General features: G+C 46.8%; 19 protein-coding genes. 8 read left to right on the plus strand and 11 right to left on the minus strand.

Translation table 11 applies throughout. The features are described 5' to 3' along the window. The first annotated feature begins 6 nt into the window (after window positions 1-6). A complete protein-coding gene (locus ACQCN2_RS20355) occupies window positions 7-1,077 on the plus strand; it encodes a hypothetical protein (protein ID WP_426930785.1) in 1,071 nt (356 codons plus the stop codon). Window positions 1,078-1,371: 294 nt separating this feature from the next. Here ACQCN2_RS20355 and moaC read toward each other — a convergent pair whose 3' ends face one another. Then, window positions 1,372-1,866: a cyclic pyranopterin monophosphate synthase MoaC gene (gene moaC, locus ACQCN2_RS20360; RefSeq protein ID WP_426930786.1), complete on the minus strand. Its 495-nt coding sequence runs from the start codon at window positions 1,864-1,866 to the stop codon at window positions 1,372-1,374. A gap of 6 nt (window positions 1,867-1,872) precedes the next feature. Beyond that, window positions 1,873-2,880 (minus strand): GTP 3',8-cyclase MoaA, encoded by a 1,008-nt coding sequence (gene moaA / locus ACQCN2_RS20365; protein ID WP_426930787.1) that lies wholly within the window; start codon window positions 2,878-2,880, stop codon window positions 1,873-1,875. Between the two features lie 220 nt (window positions 2,881-3,100). On the opposite strand from moaA, the gene ACQCN2_RS20370 reads away from it, so the two are divergent. From ACQCN2_RS20370 to ACQCN2_RS20390, 5 genes are all read left to right on the plus strand, one after another. Then, complete coding sequence (locus ACQCN2_RS20370) at window positions 3,101-3,808, plus strand: molybdenum cofactor biosynthesis protein MoaE (RefSeq protein WP_426930788.1); 708 nt, start codon at window positions 3,101-3,103, stop codon at window positions 3,806-3,808. A 390-nt stretch (window positions 3,809-4,198) separates the two neighbouring features. After that, window positions 4,199-5,224 carry a ThiF family adenylyltransferase gene (locus ACQCN2_RS20375; protein WP_426930789.1) on the plus strand — a complete coding sequence of 342 codons (1,026 nt, stop codon included), beginning with the start codon at window positions 4,199-4,201 and terminating at the stop codon, window positions 5,222-5,224. 196 nt (window positions 5,225-5,420) lie between these two features. Then, entirely contained in the window at window positions 5,421-8,135 is a 2,715-nt protein-coding gene (gene acnA, locus ACQCN2_RS20380; protein WP_426930790.1) for an aconitate hydratase AcnA, read from the plus strand. 161 nt (window positions 8,136-8,296) lie between these two features. Beyond that, window positions 8,297-9,169, plus strand: coding sequence for an AraC family transcriptional regulator (locus ACQCN2_RS20385; protein WP_426930791.1), 873 nt, complete (start codon window positions 8,297-8,299; stop codon window positions 9,167-9,169). A gap of 304 nt (window positions 9,170-9,473) precedes the next feature. After that, window positions 9,474-10,826 (plus strand): catalase, encoded by a 1,353-nt coding sequence (locus tag ACQCN2_RS20390; RefSeq protein ID WP_426930792.1) that lies wholly within the window; start codon window positions 9,474-9,476, stop codon window positions 10,824-10,826. Here ACQCN2_RS20390 and ACQCN2_RS20395 read toward each other — a convergent pair. The 3 genes from ACQCN2_RS20395 to ACQCN2_RS20405 all read right to left on the minus strand — a co-directional run bounded on the left by ACQCN2_RS20395 (window position 10,821) and on the right by ACQCN2_RS20405 (window position 12,326). Beyond that, window positions 10,821-11,234 (minus strand): hypothetical protein, encoded by a 414-nt coding sequence (locus ACQCN2_RS20395; RefSeq protein ID WP_426930793.1) that lies wholly within the window; start codon window positions 11,232-11,234, stop codon window positions 10,821-10,823. The two genes, ACQCN2_RS20390 and ACQCN2_RS20395, sit on opposite strands and share 6 nt — an antisense overlap. Before the next feature lie 142 nt (window positions 11,235-11,376). After that, entirely contained in the window at window positions 11,377-11,718 is a 342-nt protein-coding gene (locus ACQCN2_RS20400) for a darcynin family protein (RefSeq protein ID WP_426930914.1), read from the minus strand. Window positions 11,719-11,792: 74 nt separating this feature from the next. Beyond that, on the minus strand, window positions 11,793-12,326 hold the full coding sequence (locus tag ACQCN2_RS20405) for a Crp/Fnr family transcriptional regulator (protein ID WP_426930915.1): 534 nt from the start codon (window positions 12,324-12,326) through the stop codon (window positions 11,793-11,795). 205 nt (window positions 12,327-12,531) lie between these two features. Between ACQCN2_RS20405 and ACQCN2_RS20410 the strand changes: the two genes are divergently transcribed. Further along, window positions 12,532-13,092 carry an RNA polymerase sigma factor gene (locus tag ACQCN2_RS20410; RefSeq protein ID WP_426930794.1) on the plus strand — a complete coding sequence of 187 codons (561 nt, stop codon included), beginning with the start codon at window positions 12,532-12,534 and terminating at the stop codon, window positions 13,090-13,092. Beyond that, on the plus strand, window positions 13,089-14,660 hold the full coding sequence (locus tag ACQCN2_RS20415; protein ID WP_426930795.1) for a DUF4179 domain-containing protein: 1,572 nt from the start codon (window positions 13,089-13,091) through the stop codon (window positions 14,658-14,660). Before ACQCN2_RS20410 ends, ACQCN2_RS20415 begins: the two co-directional genes overlap by 4 nt. Window positions 14,661-14,708: 48 nt before the next feature. On the opposite strand, the gene ACQCN2_RS20420 is transcribed toward ACQCN2_RS20415, so the two are convergent. From ACQCN2_RS20420 to ACQCN2_RS20445, 6 genes are all read right to left on the minus strand, one after another. Then, window positions 14,709-15,452 (minus strand): IclR family transcriptional regulator, encoded by a 744-nt coding sequence (locus ACQCN2_RS20420; RefSeq protein ID WP_426930916.1) that lies wholly within the window; start codon window positions 15,450-15,452, stop codon window positions 14,709-14,711. A 145-nt stretch (window positions 15,453-15,597) separates the two neighbouring features. After that, window positions 15,598-16,473 (minus strand): ABC transporter permease, encoded by an 876-nt coding sequence (locus tag ACQCN2_RS20425; protein WP_426930796.1) that lies wholly within the window; start codon window positions 16,471-16,473, stop codon window positions 15,598-15,600. Between the two features lie 2 nt (window positions 16,474-16,475). Beyond that, complete coding sequence (locus ACQCN2_RS20430; RefSeq protein ID WP_426930797.1) at window positions 16,476-17,435, minus strand: ABC transporter ATP-binding protein; 960 nt, start codon at window positions 17,433-17,435, stop codon at window positions 16,476-16,478. A 99-nt stretch (window positions 17,436-17,534) separates the two neighbouring features. After that, window positions 17,535-18,758, minus strand: a complete 1,224-nt coding sequence (locus ACQCN2_RS20435) for an anti-sigma factor family protein (protein WP_426930798.1) — start codon at window positions 18,756-18,758, stop codon at window positions 17,535-17,537. Further along, window positions 18,758-19,294, minus strand: coding sequence for a sigma-70 family RNA polymerase sigma factor (locus ACQCN2_RS20440; RefSeq protein WP_426930799.1), 537 nt, complete (start codon window positions 19,292-19,294; stop codon window positions 18,758-18,760). The genes ACQCN2_RS20435 and ACQCN2_RS20440 overlap by 1 nt, the downstream gene beginning before the upstream one ends. A gap of 137 nt (window positions 19,295-19,431) precedes the next feature. Beyond that, complete coding sequence (locus tag ACQCN2_RS20445; protein ID WP_426930800.1) at window positions 19,432-19,824, minus strand: hypothetical protein; 393 nt, start codon at window positions 19,822-19,824, stop codon at window positions 19,432-19,434. Window positions 19,825-19,860 lie beyond the last annotated feature (36 nt).

Here is a 19,860-nt window from a genome sequence, read left to right on the forward strand (position 1 = left end):
GGCCTTATGAAACGTCATCGTAAATCCTACAAAACATGGGCCAAATCGGTGCTTGCAACCACTTTGGGCTTGCTCGTTTTACTCGTTGGCCTTAATTATGTCGTTGATCCGCTTCAATTCTTTCATAAAGCCTATATGAAACCTGATTTTTCGGATCAGCAGCGCTATCAGAATCCTGGAATCGCCAAAAACTACGACTATAATACGATTATTATCGGCACATCCATGACCGAGAATTTTTTGCCTTCTTATGTAAACGAGAAGCTTGGTGTACAAGCTGTTAAGCTATCCATGTCCGGCTCCACAGCGATGGAACAGCGAATAATGATCAATCATGCCGTTCGTACAGGCAAAGTGAAAACGATCCTCTGGGGTGTCGACTACTTCTCTTTGCGCGGAGACCCCAATCGGGTACGCCAAGAATTTGGAGAGTTTCCGTACTATCTTTATGATCAGAACCCATGGAATGATCTGAAGTATCTGGTCAATCTGGACACCTCACAGCAGGCTCTTCATTGGATCGGTATACAAGCAGGTGTCGCTCAGCCGGCGAATCCCAGTCTGAATCTGCTGAATACGTGGGAATCTCCGGATTTATTCGGTAGAGAGAACGTCATGAACGAGTGGAATAAGCTGAAGGAAGGCGGTTCCTTCAAGCCAAGCGAATACGAGATGAAACAAGTCCAAAAGAACATGGATAATAACCTTCTGTCCGTCATAAAAGCACATCCTGACGTGCAATTTGTCTTGTATTATCCGCCGTATTCGATCTTGCAGCATCGCTACTTCTATGACAAGGACCCGTCGTTCTTCGAGAATGAACTGTACGTCAAAAAATATCTGTTTGAACAAGTCGGCAAGCAGCCAAACGTTAAAATCTATGATTTTCAGCAGGAACAAAAAATTACGTTTGATCTAAACAATTATAAAGACCTGGCCCACCACTCTCGCAAAGTTAACGAGTGGATTATCGACCAGATTGCCCAGGACAAGTATCGGGTTACTAAGAAGACTTTACCCGTCTATCTTGATCAGCTCCGGGAGCAGGTCGTCAATTTGAAAGAAGGAAATTTTTAAAGAAGAAAAGATTTCGTCCCTCTATACTCTGTTTAAGCTTGCGTGTAGCATCAACTGTCCGCTACGTTCACTGCGGAAGGGAGTCGACAAGAAAATCACTTAGTTTCTCAGTCTGATGTAAAGAATGCCGACTCTTTTCCTTCCTACGTTCTCTACGCTTGGTTTCGCTTAAAATGAGCGTCGAGCGGACGAAGTCTTTTCTTAGTGGGCTTGCGCGCATGGAAGGAATGTTTAATTACCAAAAACGGCATTTCCAACGCTCAAACAGAACGCTAGAAATGCCGCTATTCATTATCAACCCTCATCCATAGTTCGGACAAACTCCCCGCTCTTCCCGCCTGTTTTGCTCTGCAAGTAAGTAGGTCCTATTATCATTTCCTTATCCATTGCTTTGCACATATCATAGATGGTCAGGGCAGCGGCATTCACAGCCGTTAGCGCTTCCATTTCTACGCCAGTTTTCCCTGTCGTTTTGACGGTTGCTTCGAGTGCAATCTTGTCGTCGCCCGCATATTCAAAGCGAATGTCAATTCCAGTGAGAAACAGCGGATGACACATCGGGATCATCTCCCAGGTTTTTTTCGCTGCCATAATACCGGCAACCTGGGCTACCGCAAGTACATCACCCTTGCCAATTTGTCCTAATTTGATACGCTCCAATGTTTCTGGCTTCATTTTGACTTGACTCTTCGCGACCGCTACACGCTCCGTGATATCTTTGGCGGACACATCCACCATACGCGCGCGGCTCTGTTCATTAAAATGTGTTAGTTGATCATTGACACTCATGCTTGATTATCCTCCGATCTGAGACATCCTGCGCAATGTTGGCGTATGGGATTGGGATTGTTTCTCCAAAGCTTGCGCCATCTCATGGGTTTCTGGTTTGATCGATAGAGCGTGGAAGAATAGCTGCCTTAACTCTTCCGGATTCCCGACATGCGGGCGAACATTCAGTTCATCAATCCAATAGAGGCATGGCTTCAAGTTGCCGTCCGCCGTTAAGCGCAGTCGGTTGCAATTATCACAGAAATGATTGCTCACAGGATGGATGAGCCCAAATGTACCCGCCGCCCCCGGCAAGCGGTAATTCTCGCTTGGTCCATTTCCGAAAACATTGGCGGTCTGTTCTGCCGGCAAGCCCATCTCTTTGGCTTTTTCCAAGACAGTTGGGAGCGGCAAATAGCGCTGGCGCCACTCGTCAGATGCTTCGCCAATCGGCATGTACTCAATGAATCGGACGTTTACCGGCTTTTCCAGTGTCAATCGCAGAAAGTCCTCGATTTCGTCATCGTTGAATCCTTTCATTAATACCACATTTAATTTCACTGGCGAGAAGCCCACCTCTATACTGCGATCAATGGCTTCCAAAACCCGCAGCAGGTCTCCCCCTCTGGTGATTTCACGAAACCGCTCCGCTTTCATGGAATCCAAACTAATGTTCACGCGGGTAACACCGGCTTCTTTTAATACCGCCGCTTTTTGAGCCAGGTATATTCCATTGGTTGTCAACGCAATATCTTCTATTCCTTCAATTGCTGAAAGCATGGCAACCAGCTTCTCGATCTCACGCCGGACAAGCGGCTCCCCGCCTGTTAACCGTAGACGCTTCACACCGAGCTTTGCCGCCACCTTGACTACTTCGACAATCTCTTCATAACGTAGGATTTGGTCGTGCGGCTGAAACTCTACCCCTTCAGGAGGCATACAGTACACACACCGCAAATTGCATCGATCAGTCACGGAGATCCGCAAATAGTCATGTACCCGACCAAATCGGTCAACTAATTGTTCAGCTGTCATCTTGCTCCCCTCCGTTCACCTGTTTCCCTTACCGTACCCTACTGCTAATTGAAAATCAATACAGCAACCCCTATCTCGGTGCAGGAATTCCCCTGATTTTGCCTGGATTTTTCCCTGATTTGTCACTAGACGCGTTGGCAGGGGCCAAAAGTTTATGATATGTTCAACTTGCATTACTACTATTCCGTTAGGAAAATCTATGCTAAAGCGAGGGAACCCTATGAAATTGAAACTTCAACTATTCGCTGGTTTAGCTGAAAGAGCTAATGCTCGTCAGATCACAATAGAGCTTGCCGATCATTCAACCGTTAGCCAATTGCTCGAACATCTTGCGCAGGAATATCCGGCGCTCGCTTCTCTTCTGCCGACTTGTTTTGTCTCGATTAATCATGAATACGCCCTGGCCGATCAGACCATCCAATCAGGAGATGAGATTGCTCTTTTGCCTCCGGTAAGTGGCGGTGAAGACGCGCGATTCGCAATCAAAGAGGAACCGCTCTCCTCAGATGCGTTGGTCAAGCTGGTCTCCAATCCTCATGCCGGCGCCGTGCTTACATTTGTCGGAACTGTTCGTGAGTTTACACATGGACAAAAAACAGTCTCGCTCCATTATGAAGCTTACGCGCCGATGGCTGTGGAAAAAATGAAGCAAATCGACCGTGAAATCCAAGAACGCTGGCCTGGTACTCAGGTAGCGATGCACCATCGTGTCGGACATTTGGAAATAGAAGATATTGCTGTAGTGATCGCCGTCGCGACGCCGCATCGCAATGAGTCATTTGAAGCAGGACGCTATGCCATTGAGCGATTGAAGCAAATCGTGCCTATTTGGAAAAAAGAGAATTGGGAAGACGGCAGCGAGTGGAAAGGGCATCAGCAAGGGCCTTGGAATCCTTTGGCCACCTATCAGGAAGAGCCTGCCAAATAAGAAAAGACTTCGTCCCTTTTCGCTCTGTGGAAGTTCGCAACGAAGGAGAGAAGTCCGCTCACTCAATCCGAAAGGGAGTCGCCAAACGCTTCGCGCCCTTCGGGTTGGGTGGCGACTCTTTTCCCTTTCTCCTTTCCTTCGCTAGGCTTCACTTCCAAGGAGACTGCAAGCGGACGAAGTCTTTTCTTGAGTGGGCTTACGCGAATGGAAGGAATGTTTAATTACTTTATCTCTATAAAGCAATTAAACATTCCGAGATTATAAAAAAGCTTCTCTTCGAAGCCCTTTCGAAGAAGTAGTCGAATCTTTTTTAGGTTTTTTCCTGAAACTTTAACACTTTAAAGTTATTAAAGTTTCTTACACGATAACAAACAGAAAGGAGTCCTTTCATTGAACACTCGCTATTCTCGTCAAATCTTATTTGCGCCTATTGGACGAGCTGGGCAAGAGAAGTTGTCCAAGGCTCGTGTCGCGATTGTCGGAATGGGTGCGCTGGGAACCGTGCTTGCCAACCATATGGTTCGCTCGGGAGTAGGTTTCGTCCGGTTCATTGACCGCGATTTCGTGGAGCCTAGCAACCTGCAACGCCAGATGCTGTACGATGAGGAGGATGCCCGTCAGCATCTTCCCAAAGCGATGGCAGCCTATGACAAGCTTTCGCGAATCAACTCCGAGATTACGTTTGAACCAATCGTGGTCGATCTTACACCCTATAATGCGGAAGAGTATCTGTCTGACGTCGATCTGGTTTTGGATGCGACCGATAACTTTCACGTCCGATATTTAATCAATGACGTCTGCGTGAAGCATGCGATTCCTTGGGTATATGGCGGGGCTGTCGGTTCCAAAGGGATGTTTACAGCGATTCGTCCCGGTGTCACACCATGTCTGCGCTGTCTTTTTCCAGAGCCGTTAAAAGCAGGTGACGCGCCAACCTGTGATACGGCGGGTGTGATTGGCCCGCTCATCCACATCATCGCCTCCTATCAAGCAACAGAGGCCCTCAAAATGTTGGTGAATGCAGAGGAGGCCTACAATCCAAATCTCGAACACTTCGACATCTGGGTCAATGAACATTCTCAGATGCGCGTGGGTAAACTGCGACGCTCGGATTGCCCCACCTGTCAAAAGCGGGAATTCCCGTATCTAAATCCCGAATCACCAGATGGGGTAGCTACCTCCCTCTGTGGACGTGACACGATACAAATCACACCCGCTGAACAGACACGTCTGGATTTGGACAATCTGGAGGCCAGATTAGCGCCTGTCGGGGCTGTGGAACGGAATAAATTTTTGCTGCGTTTCCACACGGATGCTCATACGTTAGTTGTCTTTCCCGATGGACGTGTCTTGATTCAGGGAACGGATGATATCGCCAAAGCTCGGACATTATATGACAAATACATAGGCAGTTAAAGGATTTACCGCTCATAATCAGACCGGCTACCCCCAAATTCGTCAAAATCCGACCACATATGAACATTATGTGAATTTAGGGTAGTCGTTTTTGATTTCTTCAAGTATAATGAAGTCATAGCAAGAATCGAAACAGCGTTTCACCAGACGAAACGCGTTTCATTCGAATTGAACATTATTAAGGGAGGTAATCCGTTTGGCTAAGCATGATGCTTTTTCTGTCAAATCGTCCTTGCAAGTAGGATCCAAATCCTATCAATATTACCGCCTTCAAGGCTTGGAAGAGCAAGGTACTGGTGAAGTATCCAAACTTCCTTTCTCTATCAAAGTGTTGCTTGAGGCAGCTGTTCGTCAATTCGACGGCCGTGCAATCACAAAAGAACACGTAAACTCCTTGGCTAACTGGACAAAAGGCCGCGACGCCAACCAAGAAGTTCCACTCATGCCAGCTCGTATCGTACTTCAAGACTTCACTGGTGTTCCTGCCGTAGTAGACTTGGCAGCAATGCGTGAAGCCATGAAACGCAACGGCGGAGATCCAAAACGCATCAATCCGCTTGTACCTGTTGACCTTGTAATCGACCACTCCGTAATGGTTGACGCATTCGGATCCAAAGATGCGCTTGAAACCAACATGAACCTTGAGTTTGAACGTAACGAAGAGCGTTATCGCTTCCTTCGTTGGGCGCAAACCGCATTCAATAACTTCCGTGCGGTTCCTCCAGCAACTGGTATCGTTCACCAAGTTAACTTAGAATACTTGGCAACTGTTGTCGCTTCCCGTGAAGTAGACGGCGAAACAGTTGTATTCCCTGACTCCCTTGTAGGTACTGACTCCCACACAACCATGATCAACGGTTTGGGTGTACTTGGATGGGGTGTTGGCGGTATCGAGGCAGAAGCTGGTATGCTTGGTCAACCAATGTACTTCGTAACTCCTGAAGTTGTTGGTTTCAAACTGACTGGCACACTTGCTGAAGGTGCTACCGCAACTGACTTGGCTCTTACTGTAACTCAAATGCTTCGTAAAAAAGGCGTAGTTGGCAAGTTCGTAGAATTCTACGGTCCTGGTCTTTCCAACATCTCCTTGGCTGACCGCGCAACTGTTGCCAACATGGCTCCAGAATACGGTGCGACGATGGGCTTCTTCCCAGTTGACGCTGAGACACTGAACTACCTCCGTCAAACTGGACGCGAAGAAGACTTGATCCAATTGGTTGAAACCTATACCAAATCACAAGGTATGTTCCGTACAGACGAAACTCCAGATCCTGTGTTCTCTGAAACATTGGAACTTGATCTTTCTACTGTAGTACCAAGCTTGGCTGGTCCAAAACGCCCTCAAGACCGCGTAGAGTTGACTGCGATGAAGGAATCCTTCAACAGCAGCATCCGTACGCCAATCGACAAAGGCGGATTTGGCTTGTCCGATGATAAAATCAACCAAGCTGTAACCGTTAACCACCCAACTGGTGAAACAACTACCATGAAAACAGGTGCTGTGGTTATCGCCGCTATCACTTCTTGCACCAACACTTCCAACCCAAGCGTAATGCTCGGCGCAGGTCTTGTTGCGAAAAAAGCGGTTGAAAAAGGCTTAACCAAACCAGCTTACGTGAAAAGCTCACTTACTCCTGGTTCCCGCGTAGTTACTCAATACTTAATTGACGCTGGCTTGCTTGATTCCCTTGAGACCATCGGATTCAACGTAGCAGGCTACGGTTGCGCAACGTGTATCGGTAACTCCGGTCCTATTCCAGATGAAGTAGCAAAAGCAATCTCTGATAACGACATGACCGTAGCAGCGGTTCTTTCTGGTAACCGTAACTTCGAAGGTCGTATCCATGCATTGGTAAAAGCGAACTACCTGGCTTCTCCTCCGCTCGTAATCGCGTATGCGTTGGCAGGAACAGTTGATATCGACTTGACCAAAGATCCAATCGGTACTGGAAAAGACGGTCAACCAGTTTATCTCAAAGATATCTGGCCAACTCCACAAGAAATTAACGCAGCAATGGGTAAAGCAATGAACCCAGAATTGTTCCGTGCACAATACGGCAATGTCTTCACTGCTAACGAACGTTGGAACCAAATTCCTACACCACAAGGTGACTTGTACGAGTGGAATGGCGAGTCTACTTACATCCAAGAACCACCGTTCTTCCAAAACCTTGAAGGTGAAGTAGGACACATCGAAGATATCAAAGGTGCAAAAACACTTGCTCTCATGGGTGACTCTGTGACAACTGACCACATTTCACCAGCAGGTAACATTGCACCAACCAGCCCAGCAGGCATCTACTTGCAAGGTAAAGGCGTTGAGCGCAAAGACTTCAACTCCTACGGTGCTCGTCGTGGTAGCCACGATGTCATGATGCGTGGTACTTTCGCAAACATCCGTATCCGTAACCAAGTAGCTCCTGGCACTGAGGGTGGCGTAACCACTTACTTGCCAACTGGTGAAGTAGAATCCATCTATGATGCTTCTATGAAATATCAAGCGTCTAACACTCCGCTTGTTGTTATCGCTGGTAAAGAGTATGGTACTGGTTCTTCCCGTGACTGGGCAGCTAAAGGTACATTCCTTCTCGGCGTAAAAGCGGTTATCGCTGAAAGCTTCGAGCGTATCCACCGAGCGAACCTCGTAGGTATGGGTGTTCTCCCACTCCAATTCGCTGGTGACGCTAGCTGGAAATCTCTCGGAATCACTGGTCGTGAAACCTTTGACATTGTTGGCCTCTCTGACGAAGTTCAACCTGGCCAACAAGCAAAAGTAATCGCTACTCGTGAAGACGGCAGCAAGTTCGAATTCGATGTAATCGTACGCCTCGACAGCTTGGTTGACGTAGATTACTACCGCAATGGCGGTATCCTTCAAAATGTTCTTCGTCAGTTGAAAGACGAGAAATAAGTTACTATAGGCTAAGATTCATCCTTCAATACAAACGCCCCTGTTCACCGTCCTGTGTGAATAGGGGCTATTTTCATTGAGATCCTACAATATGGTGCACGAAATGTCGGATCGATCCTAACAACTCCTGCTATTCTATTGGTAAGAAGGAGGTCAACGAAATGGATTCGCTTGAAAAAATGAATGGAGCCTTACGCTATATTGAAGAGAACCTTGCCGACGAGATTGACTTGAAGAAAGTGGCGAGATTGGCTTTATGTTCGGAATATCATTTTAGCAGAATGTTTTCTTTCCTTGCCGGGATTCCCCTATCGGAGTACATCCGTCGCAGACGGCTTACACTTGCAGCATTGGAGCTTACTACGAGTGACGTAAGGATTATGGATGTTGCTATGAAATATGGATACATCTCTGCAGATTCTTTTACCAGAGCTTTTCAAAGCTTGCATGGTGTAACTCCGTCAGAAGCCAGAAACAATACTCCTTTCTTAAAAGCTTATCCACGTTTGACTTTTCAATTGTCCATTCAAGGAGGAAGTGAAATGAACTATCGGATTGAAGAAAAGGCGGCCTTTCGCATCGTGGGTATCAAAAAAAGAGTGCCGATCATCTTCGAAGGAGTGAATCCTGAGATTGCCGCCATGTGGGCAAGCTTGGATGAAGAAACGATCAACACCCTGAAGGCTCTCTCCAATGTAAAGCCTTTGGGACTGCTTAACGCATCCACGAACTTTTCTGAAGGGCGAATGGAGGAAAAAGGCGAGCTTGATCACTATATAGGTGTGGCAACAACAAAGGAGTGCCCTGAAGCCTTTGCACAACTTGAGGTTTCGGCATCAACATGGGCGGTATTCGAAGCAGTTGGACCCTTTCCTAATACGCTTCAAGCTGTCTGGGGTCGAATCTATTCGGAATGGTTTCCATCGTCCAACTATGAACAGGCGGAAGGGCCAGAGATCTTGTGGAACGAGCATAAAGATATAACCTCCCCCACTTTTAAAAGTGAAATATGGATACCCATTACAGCCAAATAAGCGATGTCTATAAGCTCAAATTTCGGCAAAATGCACCCGGTTGATCCTTGGTCTTCCCCCTGTCAAGTAGACAGTTTGAAACAAGCCCCCGTCTAGGTGTTCAGTTAAAATTATGTTTTAGACTGAGCCTAATACATGAACAGCAGCTAGTCTAAGACCTGAAAATAAAGTCTTAGACTTGCTGCTGTTTCTATTGAACTATCGAACCCGTTCGTATTACGCCGCACTGTCATATTCGCATAGTTGCTCTTCATACATTTTGATATATCCAAACGATTCGTATGCGGGCATGGGGGGTTGAAAGATGAACGAGAACAATGGAAATCGCCCTAACAAATGGTCTGGAGATACTCCGGCTGCTTTTCATTCGCAGACAGTGGGTGAACGAGGCCCTGTATTGGAACAGGACAACGTGCTGCATGAAAAGCTGGAGATTTTCATCCATTCGAAATTGTTGGAAAGGCCCGTTCATGTCAAAGGTTATGGCGCATTCGGCTACTTTCAGACCGTGCATGCCATGACGTCTTACACGCAGCTTTGTTTCTTGCAAAATCCGGGTCAGCAGGTCCCCGTCGCGGTAAGATTCTCCTTAGCTGTCAGCAACAAAGGCACGCCGGATACTTCCCGTAACGTGACCGGATTCGCCACCAAGTTCTACACGGATCAAGGTGTGTTCGATCTTGTCTTTAACCATATCCCCGTGTTCCCCGTCCGAGACGCCATCCGCTTTCCCGAGTTTATCAATGCCCTTCTGCCATCGCCCGTCAACAACCTCATCGATCCGGAACGATTTTGGAGCTTCGTCGCCCGAACACCTGAATCCACAAGCTTTCTCGTCCATCTCTACTCCGACGCGGGAACTGTCAAGAGTCTTCGACATATCCCGGGGCACAGCGTCAATACTTACGTCTGGAAAAACGCGCAAGGTGCCCGCACTTACGTGAAATATCATTGGATGCCACTTGCGGGTGTGCAGTATATTGACCGTCAAGAAGCAGCCCGGCTCGCTTGCGAGAATCCCGATTATGCTGGCAAGGACTTATACGATACGCTGAACGCGGGCAAAACGGTTGAATATGGGCTTTACGTGCAGCTGATGAACCCTCAAGACGAGTCCCTGCTCCCTTATGATCCATTGGATAATACAAAGGTATGGGATGAGCGGCAATATCCCTTGCACCCGGTAGGGAGATTAGTATTAAATAGCAATCCTGTTAATTATATGGAGCAAGTAGAAAAGTTGGCTTTCTCCCCTTCCAACCTGCTGGAAGGCGCTGAGTTATCGGACGATAAGATACTGCAGGGGCGTGCAAATATTTATTGGGATTCGCAGCGTCGGCGGCTTGGTTCTGATTTCCGCAAGATTCCGATTAATCATCAGCAGAACTGGACGCCCGATTTCCTTGTGACCAGCGGCAACGGGAGATTCGTGGAAGGACACCTCGTGCGGTCCGACATTCCCAAGCAAGACGACTTCACGCAAGCCGGTGAGTATTATTGTGCTCTTGCCCCATTGCAGCAAGAACACTTAGTAGATAACCTGGCCGCCGATCTTGCTGGCATATCCCCCGAAACGCAAAACATCGTGCTCGGCTACCTGTATCAGGCATCCTCCGATCTTGGGGAACGTGTCGCCCGAAAGATCCAAACATCATAACAGCATGAGGCCAAATCCGACACACATCCAGATTAACATGAGGTCACAGGATACCATCGTGATCCGCACGAGATTATGGTTGATATAGCGCCCCATCCAGTCAGGCAAACAATCAAACATGCTATGCATCCAAGCGGGCATACGCTCCATGATCCAGATGGCCTTTTGCTTGTTTCTAATAATTAGATAGACACAAAGCAATATGCCAATAGAATTGGCGATTAACAATATTTCTTTAAGCCAAACGATACCCAAGACCGCTGCCATCCAATCATGTGAAGACATCAGCACAGTCAAAAGAATCATGTAGACAAAGTAAAACGTATACATGATCTTCGTGAAAACATCCTCTCGTGTTGAAGTCTTTGGCGTTTTTGTTACTTGTTTCATACATCCTTGATGATTCACGTTCATCTCTCCTCATTTTCCTATTATTAGGTGTTTTCGCTTAAGCGTTATGATAAAGGGGCTTTATGAACTCAATATGAATCAAGAAAAACAAAAACGAGCCTGAAGAATCACTTCTTCGGCTCGTTTGGCATGAACACGCTTATTCACCCATCTTCAGGACATCCTTTTCATACGACTGAAATGCATTTTCCATCCCCATGACGACATCTTTAATCTTCATGTATCCACTTGTATAAGGCAATGAATCTCTGATTTCTTCCCACATGTAGTGATACTGACGCAAATCCTCGGTTTCACAAATCACAAAGTCCGTATAATCCTTCCCCGGCAACGCCTCCGCGTCAAAAAACCGCACCTTCACATGCTGTTGATATCTCGCCACAATCTCTTCCAAGGAAGCCGCATGCTTCCTGCGTTCCTCACGTGGCAACGCCAGCCAAGCAGGATAGAATTCCAACAGAACGATCATCATGTACCGCATCATATCATCACCTTTTCCTTGTCAATCTGTACGGTTATTGTAACGTACCATCGAAAGGCGATCATTAACCTATGTTAATCATTCTGCGTCCGGAGCAACCGGCTTAGGGAAACCGGTGAAATCCCGAGATAGGACGCGATTTGGTACTGGGGAATGCGCTTCTCCAAGCCCGGATATTTCACCAGGAAGGCTTCGTATCTTTCTTTTGCGGATAGGTACAATAATTCACGTTCTCGATTTTCTTTGCGAATATACAATCGCTCCACACTCTTGCGTACGAAGCGTTCCCAATGGTGGCTTCGATCCATCAGCTCCTGCAGATCATCGTACGAAATTTCAATGACGACCGAATCTTCCATCGCTTGGACGGTAAAGGCGGAAGACTCTCTTGTGACCATAGCGCCATAGGAGGTGACAAAGTAGTTTTCCAATGAAAAAGCAACATTATACTCCCGGCCATCGGTCAGCGAATAATACAAGCGAAACAAGCCTTCTGAGCAGTAATAGGCGTAATTCACAGCCTCCCCCACTTCAATCAAGCACGTCCCCTGTTTTACCCGTTTGACTTGTGATCGGTCCACAAACCATTGCCACTCTTCATCCGACATTGATATCAACCGTACTTTTTCTTGTAAGCGTTGATAGAAGTCCATGCACCCACCTCAATAAAAAAAAATCACGAGAACTTGTATCATTTCGACGCAACCATGTACGATTGGTAAATAAAAACATTTGAACCAAAATTTATATCCACTCGACTATATAGTATCAGCTGATCCCCTGTTATTCCTTATAGGAAAAAGGAGGTTAATCATGACTCGCGAGTCAGAGTTAATGAAAGAATGCCGACTTGGCAATAAAGAAGCCTTTTACGAGTTGGTGGAGCCTCATTTGGCCAAAGCCTATCGAACCTCCTATGCGATCCTGCATTGCCAAAGCGAAGCCGAAGATGCCGTGCAAAATGCCCTATTGGAGGTCTATCAGTCTCTGCTCTCCACAAGAGAGATTCAGCATTTTGGAGGCTGGTTTCATAAGCTGGTTGTCTACCGATCCCTTGACCTTTACAGGAAAAAGGCAAAAGAAAGCGAACGCACGACAACCGCGGAGCTTCTACCCATGGTCTCGGCCATAGAACCAACTCCAATGGATAGACTGATTGATTCGGAGGAGTACGATCAATTGCTTGTCCATCTGCTTAAGCTTAGCATTCAGCATCGAACCGTGATTGTCCTCTACTATTTTCAAGAATACAACCTTGAGGAAATCGCGCGTCTGCTTAACCTGAAGCTAGGTACTGTCAAATCAAGATTGTATCACGCCCGCATCCAGCTTTCCCAGTTTTACAAGTCGAATACCAGGGAGGGAATTCAATGAATCAGTGGGACCATCAATACCAAAAGGATATCGAAAAAGCCTTGGATAGAATCGAAGTTCCTAAGAGCCTATTCGCTTTCGCTAAGCAGCTTCCGTATCAGACTGTCCAAAAGTCCCTAGCCACTGCCGACCAGGATGAGGGACAGATTATATCCCCAACCAGGAGGAACAAATTTATGAAACTTAAATATGCGGCGATTGCCACAGTTGCAACGATTGCCCTTAGTGTATCGATTGGAGCGGCAGTATCACCTACCTTTGCCGATTATCTCAAATCGCTGTTCGACCGTCCGACGCTTGACCAAGGCTTGCAGGCTGCTGCCAAACAAGGCTTCTCCCAGGTGACAGATTCCGCCATAACGGATCAAGGAATTACATTACGGGTAAAAGAGGTGTTGGCTGATTCGAACCGGTTGATTTTTACGTACAGCCTCGATGACGAGAAAGGCAAAGCGATTGATCCCACTAGCCTATTTGACATTGAGCGTTGGGGTAAAGAGGATATGTACTTCAAAAAAGCAAGAGATGCCTATTATATTACCGATGACTCAGACAAAGTGGTATCGACAAGCATAAACTACCGGACGATTAGTGGCAAAGACGTAACCCAGAGCTTCAAGGAGGTCATTCTTCATCCCCCTTACGCTGATCTGACCTTCCGTTTGCAAGAGGATCTTCATCCGAAGAAGCTGTTCCTGCACATTGACCTTCATGAAATCAACTCCGTCAAGGGCAACTGGAAATTAACTGTCCCTGTCGATTTGGAGAAAAGTCTAGCCTCGACCAAAAAGCTTCCAATCGATCAGGACTACACGACCTCAGATGGCCTGCATATTCAGCTGCAATACGTCGTCTACTCGCCCACCGCAACCAGCTTTGATATTCTATCGGAGTGGACCCAGGAAGGCAAAGACAAGATGAAGAATCATCCGGAGTTTTTCATGTTCGATGAAAAATACTACAGCTACCATATGCTTCGCTACCAGATTGTCAATGAGCGAGGCGAAGTTGTAGCCACTACCTTCCCGACAAATGAAGAAGACCAAAAACTCTTGCCTGTATCCAGCCGTACAGAGGAAGACCATGATAAAGGAGCAAAAATGGTTTGGCACCAATCTTTTGCTCCGTTTAACAAGGGAGAGAAGCTGTTCTTTGAGCTAAAAGGAGTGCAGAGAACGGAGTACCCTCATGAGAAATTGACCATTCATCCTCGTACCTTGAAAGAAAAGCCTGTAACGATGGAGTACAAAGGAAACCACTACACCTTTACCAATTTCACGGTCGATTCTAAAAATAACTGGGCAACCCTTGAGGTTGAGCAGGTTGTGACAGAGATGGGCGGTGATTTCTCGATTACTGATCCGCAAGGCAAGGTCTATCGACCAGATAATTTGGCTTCCAAGGGGGAATGGATCAAGCTTGATCGAAAAGATGGAAAGTTTAAAGTAAAATCGAAATTGGTGTATAAGGACTTCACAGTAATTCCCGATGAGTTGCCTGTCTCACTCGATATTGCTAGTGTCCTCTACGATCATGTGAAGTGGAAAACGTCTATTCCACAGCCTTAATACTGCAAGAAACCCCGCATCACTTCTAATGAGTGGTGCGGGGTTGTGTTATTTCAGCATCTTGCTCATTTTAGTCGCGGCATCTAGCAATGGCTTGGAGAATTCTCGCATCTTTTCTGTGGTTAGTCGATTGGACGGACCAGAGATCGAAAGGGCACAGAGCACTTTGCCTTTGCGGTTGAATATCGGGGCTGACACGGCGGCTGCTCCCAATTCTCGCTCCTCTACGCTAGTCGCATATCCTTCACAGCGTATTTGCTCCAATTGCTCCACAAACATTTCACGATCCACTCGATCTGGCCATTCTGTGTGAGCCAGAATCTGTTCGCGAGTCTCGGCATCTTCATAGGCGACGAGCAATTTGCTGGAAGCTCCAACCGTTAATGGCATGCGGGCACCAACCGGGGCTACCCGTCGAATCGGTTGATTGCTTTGTACCGCCTGAATGCGAATCCGTTCAAATCCATCTCGCACATACAGACTAATCGTCTCGCCGACAAGATCACGAAGGCGCTCCATCTCCGGCAATAAGACGATGGAGATGTCATCTGATTGAGTCAAATTGGCCGACAACTCAAGAATCCTGTAACCCAGACGGAATTTTTCGGTTTCCGGGTTGCGGATAATGAAGCCTTTTGCCTCAAGTGACCCAAGCAGACGATGGACTGTACTCTTGTGAAGGGAGATCCGCTTGGCGATCTCACTTAATCCTAATTCATTTTCTTCCGTAAAAGAGAGCAATATGTCTAAAGCTCGATCTACTGCTCGGACGGTCGTTTTATCCTCTTCCAGTGTTCTCACCTCTTTTGACCACGCGATTGGACTCGTTGTGTTTCACTAGATGAAATAGCGTTTTATATTTATATATCCTTCAGTATACTGGATAACAAAATAGGTCGTAAAGAGTAAACAAGTTGGATACAGGGAAAAAACTCCATTACAAATCTCTTTTAGCAAAAATGCGAGTGGCAATCACGAGTGCAATGATGCTATACAGAATCGCATACCCAATCATCGCGTCACTTGGTGTGGACGCACTTGCAAATATTCCTTGTGAGGCAAATGAAACAGGATCATCCGCTGAATCAAACAAATATAAGGTCATTTTACGAAATAAAGAATCAACAGGAAAGATCAAACTCGTGACAATTCCCGTATTCGTGAGGGACGAGTTATGGAATAAGGCGCCAAATTGCTCCAAAAATCCCCCAACAAAGCTGATTCCGTACAAGATGATCATAATAATGCCGCCACTCATCGTCGTCAATCGGCTGCTAAACAACAGACTGACCGCTACAACAATGATAGGCTGCAAAAGATACAAGCTGCCCGCGTGAATCAGCTGACTAAGTGAAAGCTGAACCGCCAGATAAGGCCCGGCAAATTCCTGATTCACGAAGATAATCCCGAGAAACATCAAGAGAGCGTAAACAATGAGGACACAAGCCAATCCCGTGAACTTGCCAAGGATAATCGTTTGGCGAGTGATCGGGCGTGCAAGCAGCGTATCCATCTGATGGCTTTCCACCTCTCCCGAAATGCTTCCGATACTGCCCAAGATGGCCAACAAGATGGTAATAAAGCTGGAAAAGTAAAGTCCAATTCCTAATAGCTGCGTCCCTACAAATAAATTCTCCAAGGTAAGCCTTGTATCAGTTCCACCCGATTTTCCAACTCCCTCTAATGTTTGATCCGCCGCGAAATGAGTGGCCACCGCATAGAAAATCAGAAAAGCGACCGACATCAGGAAAGGGATGAAAAAAATTCGTTTATACAACAACTCTTTGTACGCTAATTTGGCAATTGTCCACATGATCATGATTCTCCTTTGCCCGTTACACATTGCATAAATATCTCTTCCAAGTGAGGCAGCTTCGGCGTGACCTGATGGATTTCAGCCCCACGGGCACAAAGTGCGGCAACGAGATGAGGCGTATGCTCCTTCTGACACAAGGTAACCAGCCATCGACTTGTCTCATGGATTGCCGCCGGATTCGTTTCTTTTGGGCCGTCCAACCATTCTACCTGTTCCACCAGTTCGGGCAACTCCTGCAGGGTCTCATACGAACAATTAGCGGTGACCATCTCGATCTGGGGCTTAGAATGAGCAAGCGTGCGCCACTCCCCTTGAACGATCAGCTCCCCACGGTTAATAATGGCTACATGATCACACACGGACTCCACTTCACTTAACAAATGACTGTTCAAGAAAATCGTTTTTCCTTGGTCGCGTAATTCTGCCATTAATTCACGGACATCCTTGCGTCCAATTGGATCAAGGGCAGAGGTCGGCTCATCAAGAAAAATCAGCTCAGGATCACCGATGAGCGCTGCCGCGAGCCCGATCCGCTGTTGCATGCCTTTGGAATATCCCTTGATTTTCTGATCGCCCTTCTCTTGCAAGCCTACACGCTCTATCAGTTGATTGATGTGTTGCTTGCGGTCTTTCGGACGATATCCGCTCAACTCGAGATGGGATTCAAGCAGCTGTCTACCTGTCAACCAATCCGGATAACGGAACAACTCTGGCAAATACCCGATTTTCTTGCGGGCTTGCACAGATCCAATCGGCTCCCCCAAGATCGTGGCGATTCCCGAAGTAGGCTGTAGAAGTCCGAGAAGTGTGCGGACAAACGTGCTTTTGCCCGCTCCGTTGGGCCCCAGGTACCCAAATACGACACCACGCGGTACCTGTATGGTAATATTTTTGCAGCCCGCTTTTCCTTGATATTGTTTGGTTAGCTGCATTGTTTCAATGACTGATTCCATCAACATTCCAATCCTCTCTTAGCGAACATTCCGATAGTAGCAGGAAAACCCACCTCACCAATCAACTTTTTGATTGGCGAGGCGGGAGTTTCGTCTACTTATCCGTTAAGGCTGTATTTGTTTAAGCATATCGGTCAATTCTTTCAGATCATATGGTTTGCTGTTTTGATCCGAATTCCATGCTTCGATCGAATGGAGCTGTCCATCCTTTTGCCACATCATGAAGGCTTGATGCTGGTCGCCTGCGAAGATTCCCTTCGCTCCATCAATGGTTACTTCCTTGCCTGTTCCCTCAATATACGGAATCGGCAGTGTTTGTTTCCAATCCTCGATATTCGCCAATTGGTTCTTCACGTTATCGGGAATGAATGGCAAGCGCAAAACAGTTTCTCTTAGTTCATCCAGATTGACATCTGCCGGCGCCTTGATCGTAGGTGACTTGGAAGTAGTATAAACAAAGCTCTTGTGGCTGGAATTCTGCTCATTTTTTTGCTCAAAGCTAGTTCTCACTACTTCCGGGATCGTGATGGAGAATTCTTTTCCATTCAAGGAACTGTCAAACTGAACATCACTGTGCAGCTTTTTCAGGAGTTTATTCGTTTTGTCGGTATCCAGCTCAAAGGTCAGCGTCCAATCGTTATCTTGCTCTACGTGCGACACGGTATAGCCTTTTGGCGCTTGGGGAATGGATACTCCCGCTTTTAGCGCGGCTTCCCGGCTATCGTAGTTTTTATGACGATTCCCTTCCGCTTTTAGTTTACCAATGCCAGCCAATTCCTTACTGCCATCGTTTCCTTGGGCAAACCACTGATTAATTTCCTCCAGATCTTGGTTGGTTAATTTAATCGTCTCGGTTTTATCCACTCGAAAAATGGACAAGAAGTTGCTTGCCGCGGCCTGAACTGAGGGAATGGTAAAGGATCCTGCTACAATTGCCACGGCTGCGGCTGCGGATACCCACTTGGTATATGATTTAGTCATGTGAAACCAGCTCCTTTTCGTTACTTGTTGAACCGTTTGATTACTTTGGTTGATCGCTGCGGGTGCTCCAAGAGAAGGGAAAGGTGAGCGTTTCGTCTCCTGATGCGATTGAGCAGAGCGCGTAAATCGATCCCAGGCAGCGTCCACATCGATGTCGATCTCGTGCTGACTTGCCGTAAAACTCTCCTCAATAGCAATCTGCCCCCAATCCTCCAAGCGCTTTAATTCACTCATCGCTTGCCTGCACGTCTGACATTGCTCCAAATGCAGGGCAATCTCTTTTCGTTCATCTCGCTCAATCTCGCCGTCTATATAGGCTTGCAATAGCCCCCATTGTGGACAGTTCATTACTCTTGCCCCCTTATGCGCTGATAGTACTCACGAAAGCGTTTCTTGGCTCTGACCAGCAATGTGCCGATTGAGCTGCTCTCCACCTCTGCCGCCCGCGCAAGCTCTTGATAGTTGTAGCCTGAGTATTTCATCAGAAGAAGCAACCGATCCCGTTCACTTAATTCGTGCAGGACCGCTCGTACCTCTTCGATCTCATCCAAATGAAGCCATTTCTCTTCCGTGGACACAATCACCTGATGATCCGCCTCAAAATCTTTTGCTTCGCGCAATACCCTTCGCTTCTCCTGACGAAGCTGGTTATACGTCGTAGTTATCGCCGTTTTGATTAGCCAAGCCGAGATGTTCTCAATCTCAGAAAGATTCGCGGCATAAAGCTTCAGAAAAACGTCTTGCGCGATGTCTTCAGCTATTGTCTGCTCATGGACAAATCTCATAATATATCGAACAACCTGCGGATAATGCGTGCGAAATATCGTCTGAAAATCTTCCGCCGCAGATTGTGGTTCTTCTCTCATCCGGGCCAAACCCTCCATTTCTCTCCCCCCTCTTCCGTCTACACTAGATAGACACCACGGAGATGATTTTTGTGACAGGTCTTTTTAAAAATTTTTCAAATAAAAAAGTGGAAACCTTACAATCAGGTTCCCACTCTCTTCTGGTTTCATTCTGGTCAGGCGATTTCTGGATTGTAGCGCTTGAGATAGTTGTAGATCTCTGTTTCACGCAAACTGGAGGCTTCCAGTTCAAACCCACACTCTTTCAGATAGTTAGATAAAGCGATACCTCCACGAATTAATCGTTTCTGCGCTTGCTCCAATGGGGTAAACAAATAGGGAATCAGAAGCTGCAAATACCAAGTATCCTGAGATTCTTCGGATACGTCAACCTGTACTTCCAGATCGGCATGTTCAAATCCAAATAACGCGTCAAACAAAGCTTCTCTTGCTTGTTCATTCAGTTCTTTAATCGAAACCCTCCACACACTGATGTAGTGCTCTTCATTAAATAAAGCTAGTTTCTCATCGACTAACTGATACGTTTTTTGAAATGCGTCCCCTGTCATCTGTGTACCTCCCTTTGAACTCAATTGCCTATTGCA

The sequence above is a fragment of the Brevibacillus ginsengisoli genome, assembly GCF_050113715.1.
Taxonomy (GTDB): Bacteria; Bacillota; Bacilli; order Brevibacillales; family Brevibacillaceae; genus Brevibacillus_H; species Brevibacillus_H ginsengisoli.

Excerpts from the sequence above, each read along its gene's own strand:
- ACQCN2_RS20410 (WP_426930794.1), top strand. The coding sequence starts at position 12,532 with ATGACTCGCGAGTCAGAGTTAATGAAAGAATGCCGACTTGGCAATAAA.
- moaA (WP_426930787.1), bottom strand. The coding sequence starts at position 2,880 with ATGACAGCTGAACAATTAGTTGACCGATTTGGTCGGGTACATGACTAT.
- ACQCN2_RS20370 (WP_426930788.1), top strand. The coding sequence starts at position 3,101 with ATGAAATTGAAACTTCAACTATTCGCTGGTTTAGCTGAAAGAGCTAAT.
- ACQCN2_RS20430 (WP_426930797.1), bottom strand. The coding sequence starts at position 17,435 with ATGTTGATGGAATCAGTCATTGAAACAATGCAGCTAACCAAACAATAT.
- ACQCN2_RS20435 (WP_426930798.1), bottom strand. The coding sequence starts at position 18,758 with ATGAACTGTCCACAATGGGGGCTATTGCAAGCCTATATAGACGGCGAG.
- ACQCN2_RS20415 (WP_426930795.1), top strand. The coding sequence starts at position 13,089 with ATGAATCAGTGGGACCATCAATACCAAAAGGATATCGAAAAAGCCTTG.
- ACQCN2_RS20355 (WP_426930785.1), top strand. The coding sequence starts at position 7 with ATGAAACGTCATCGTAAATCCTACAAAACATGGGCCAAATCGGTGCTT.
- ACQCN2_RS20445 (WP_426930800.1), bottom strand. The coding sequence starts at position 19,824 with ATGACAGGGGACGCATTTCAAAAAACGTATCAGTTAGTCGATGAGAAA.
- ACQCN2_RS20405 (WP_426930915.1), bottom strand. The coding sequence starts at position 12,326 with ATGTCGGATGAAGAGTGGCAATGGTTTGTGGACCGATCACAAGTCAAA.
- moaC (WP_426930786.1), bottom strand. The coding sequence starts at position 1,866 with ATGAGTGTCAATGATCAACTAACACATTTTAATGAACAGAGCCGCGCG.
- ACQCN2_RS20425 (WP_426930796.1), bottom strand. The coding sequence starts at position 16,473 with ATGTGGACAATTGCCAAATTAGCGTACAAAGAGTTGTTGTATAAACGA.
- ACQCN2_RS20440 (WP_426930799.1), bottom strand. The coding sequence starts at position 19,294 with ATGGAGGGTTTGGCCCGGATGAGAGAAGAACCACAATCTGCGGCGGAA.
- ACQCN2_RS20390 (WP_426930792.1), top strand. The coding sequence starts at position 9,474 with ATGAACGAGAACAATGGAAATCGCCCTAACAAATGGTCTGGAGATACT.
- ACQCN2_RS20385 (WP_426930791.1), top strand. The coding sequence starts at position 8,297 with ATGGATTCGCTTGAAAAAATGAATGGAGCCTTACGCTATATTGAAGAG.
- ACQCN2_RS20400 (WP_426930914.1), bottom strand. The coding sequence starts at position 11,718 with ATGCGGTACATGATGATCGTTCTGTTGGAATTCTATCCTGCTTGGCTG.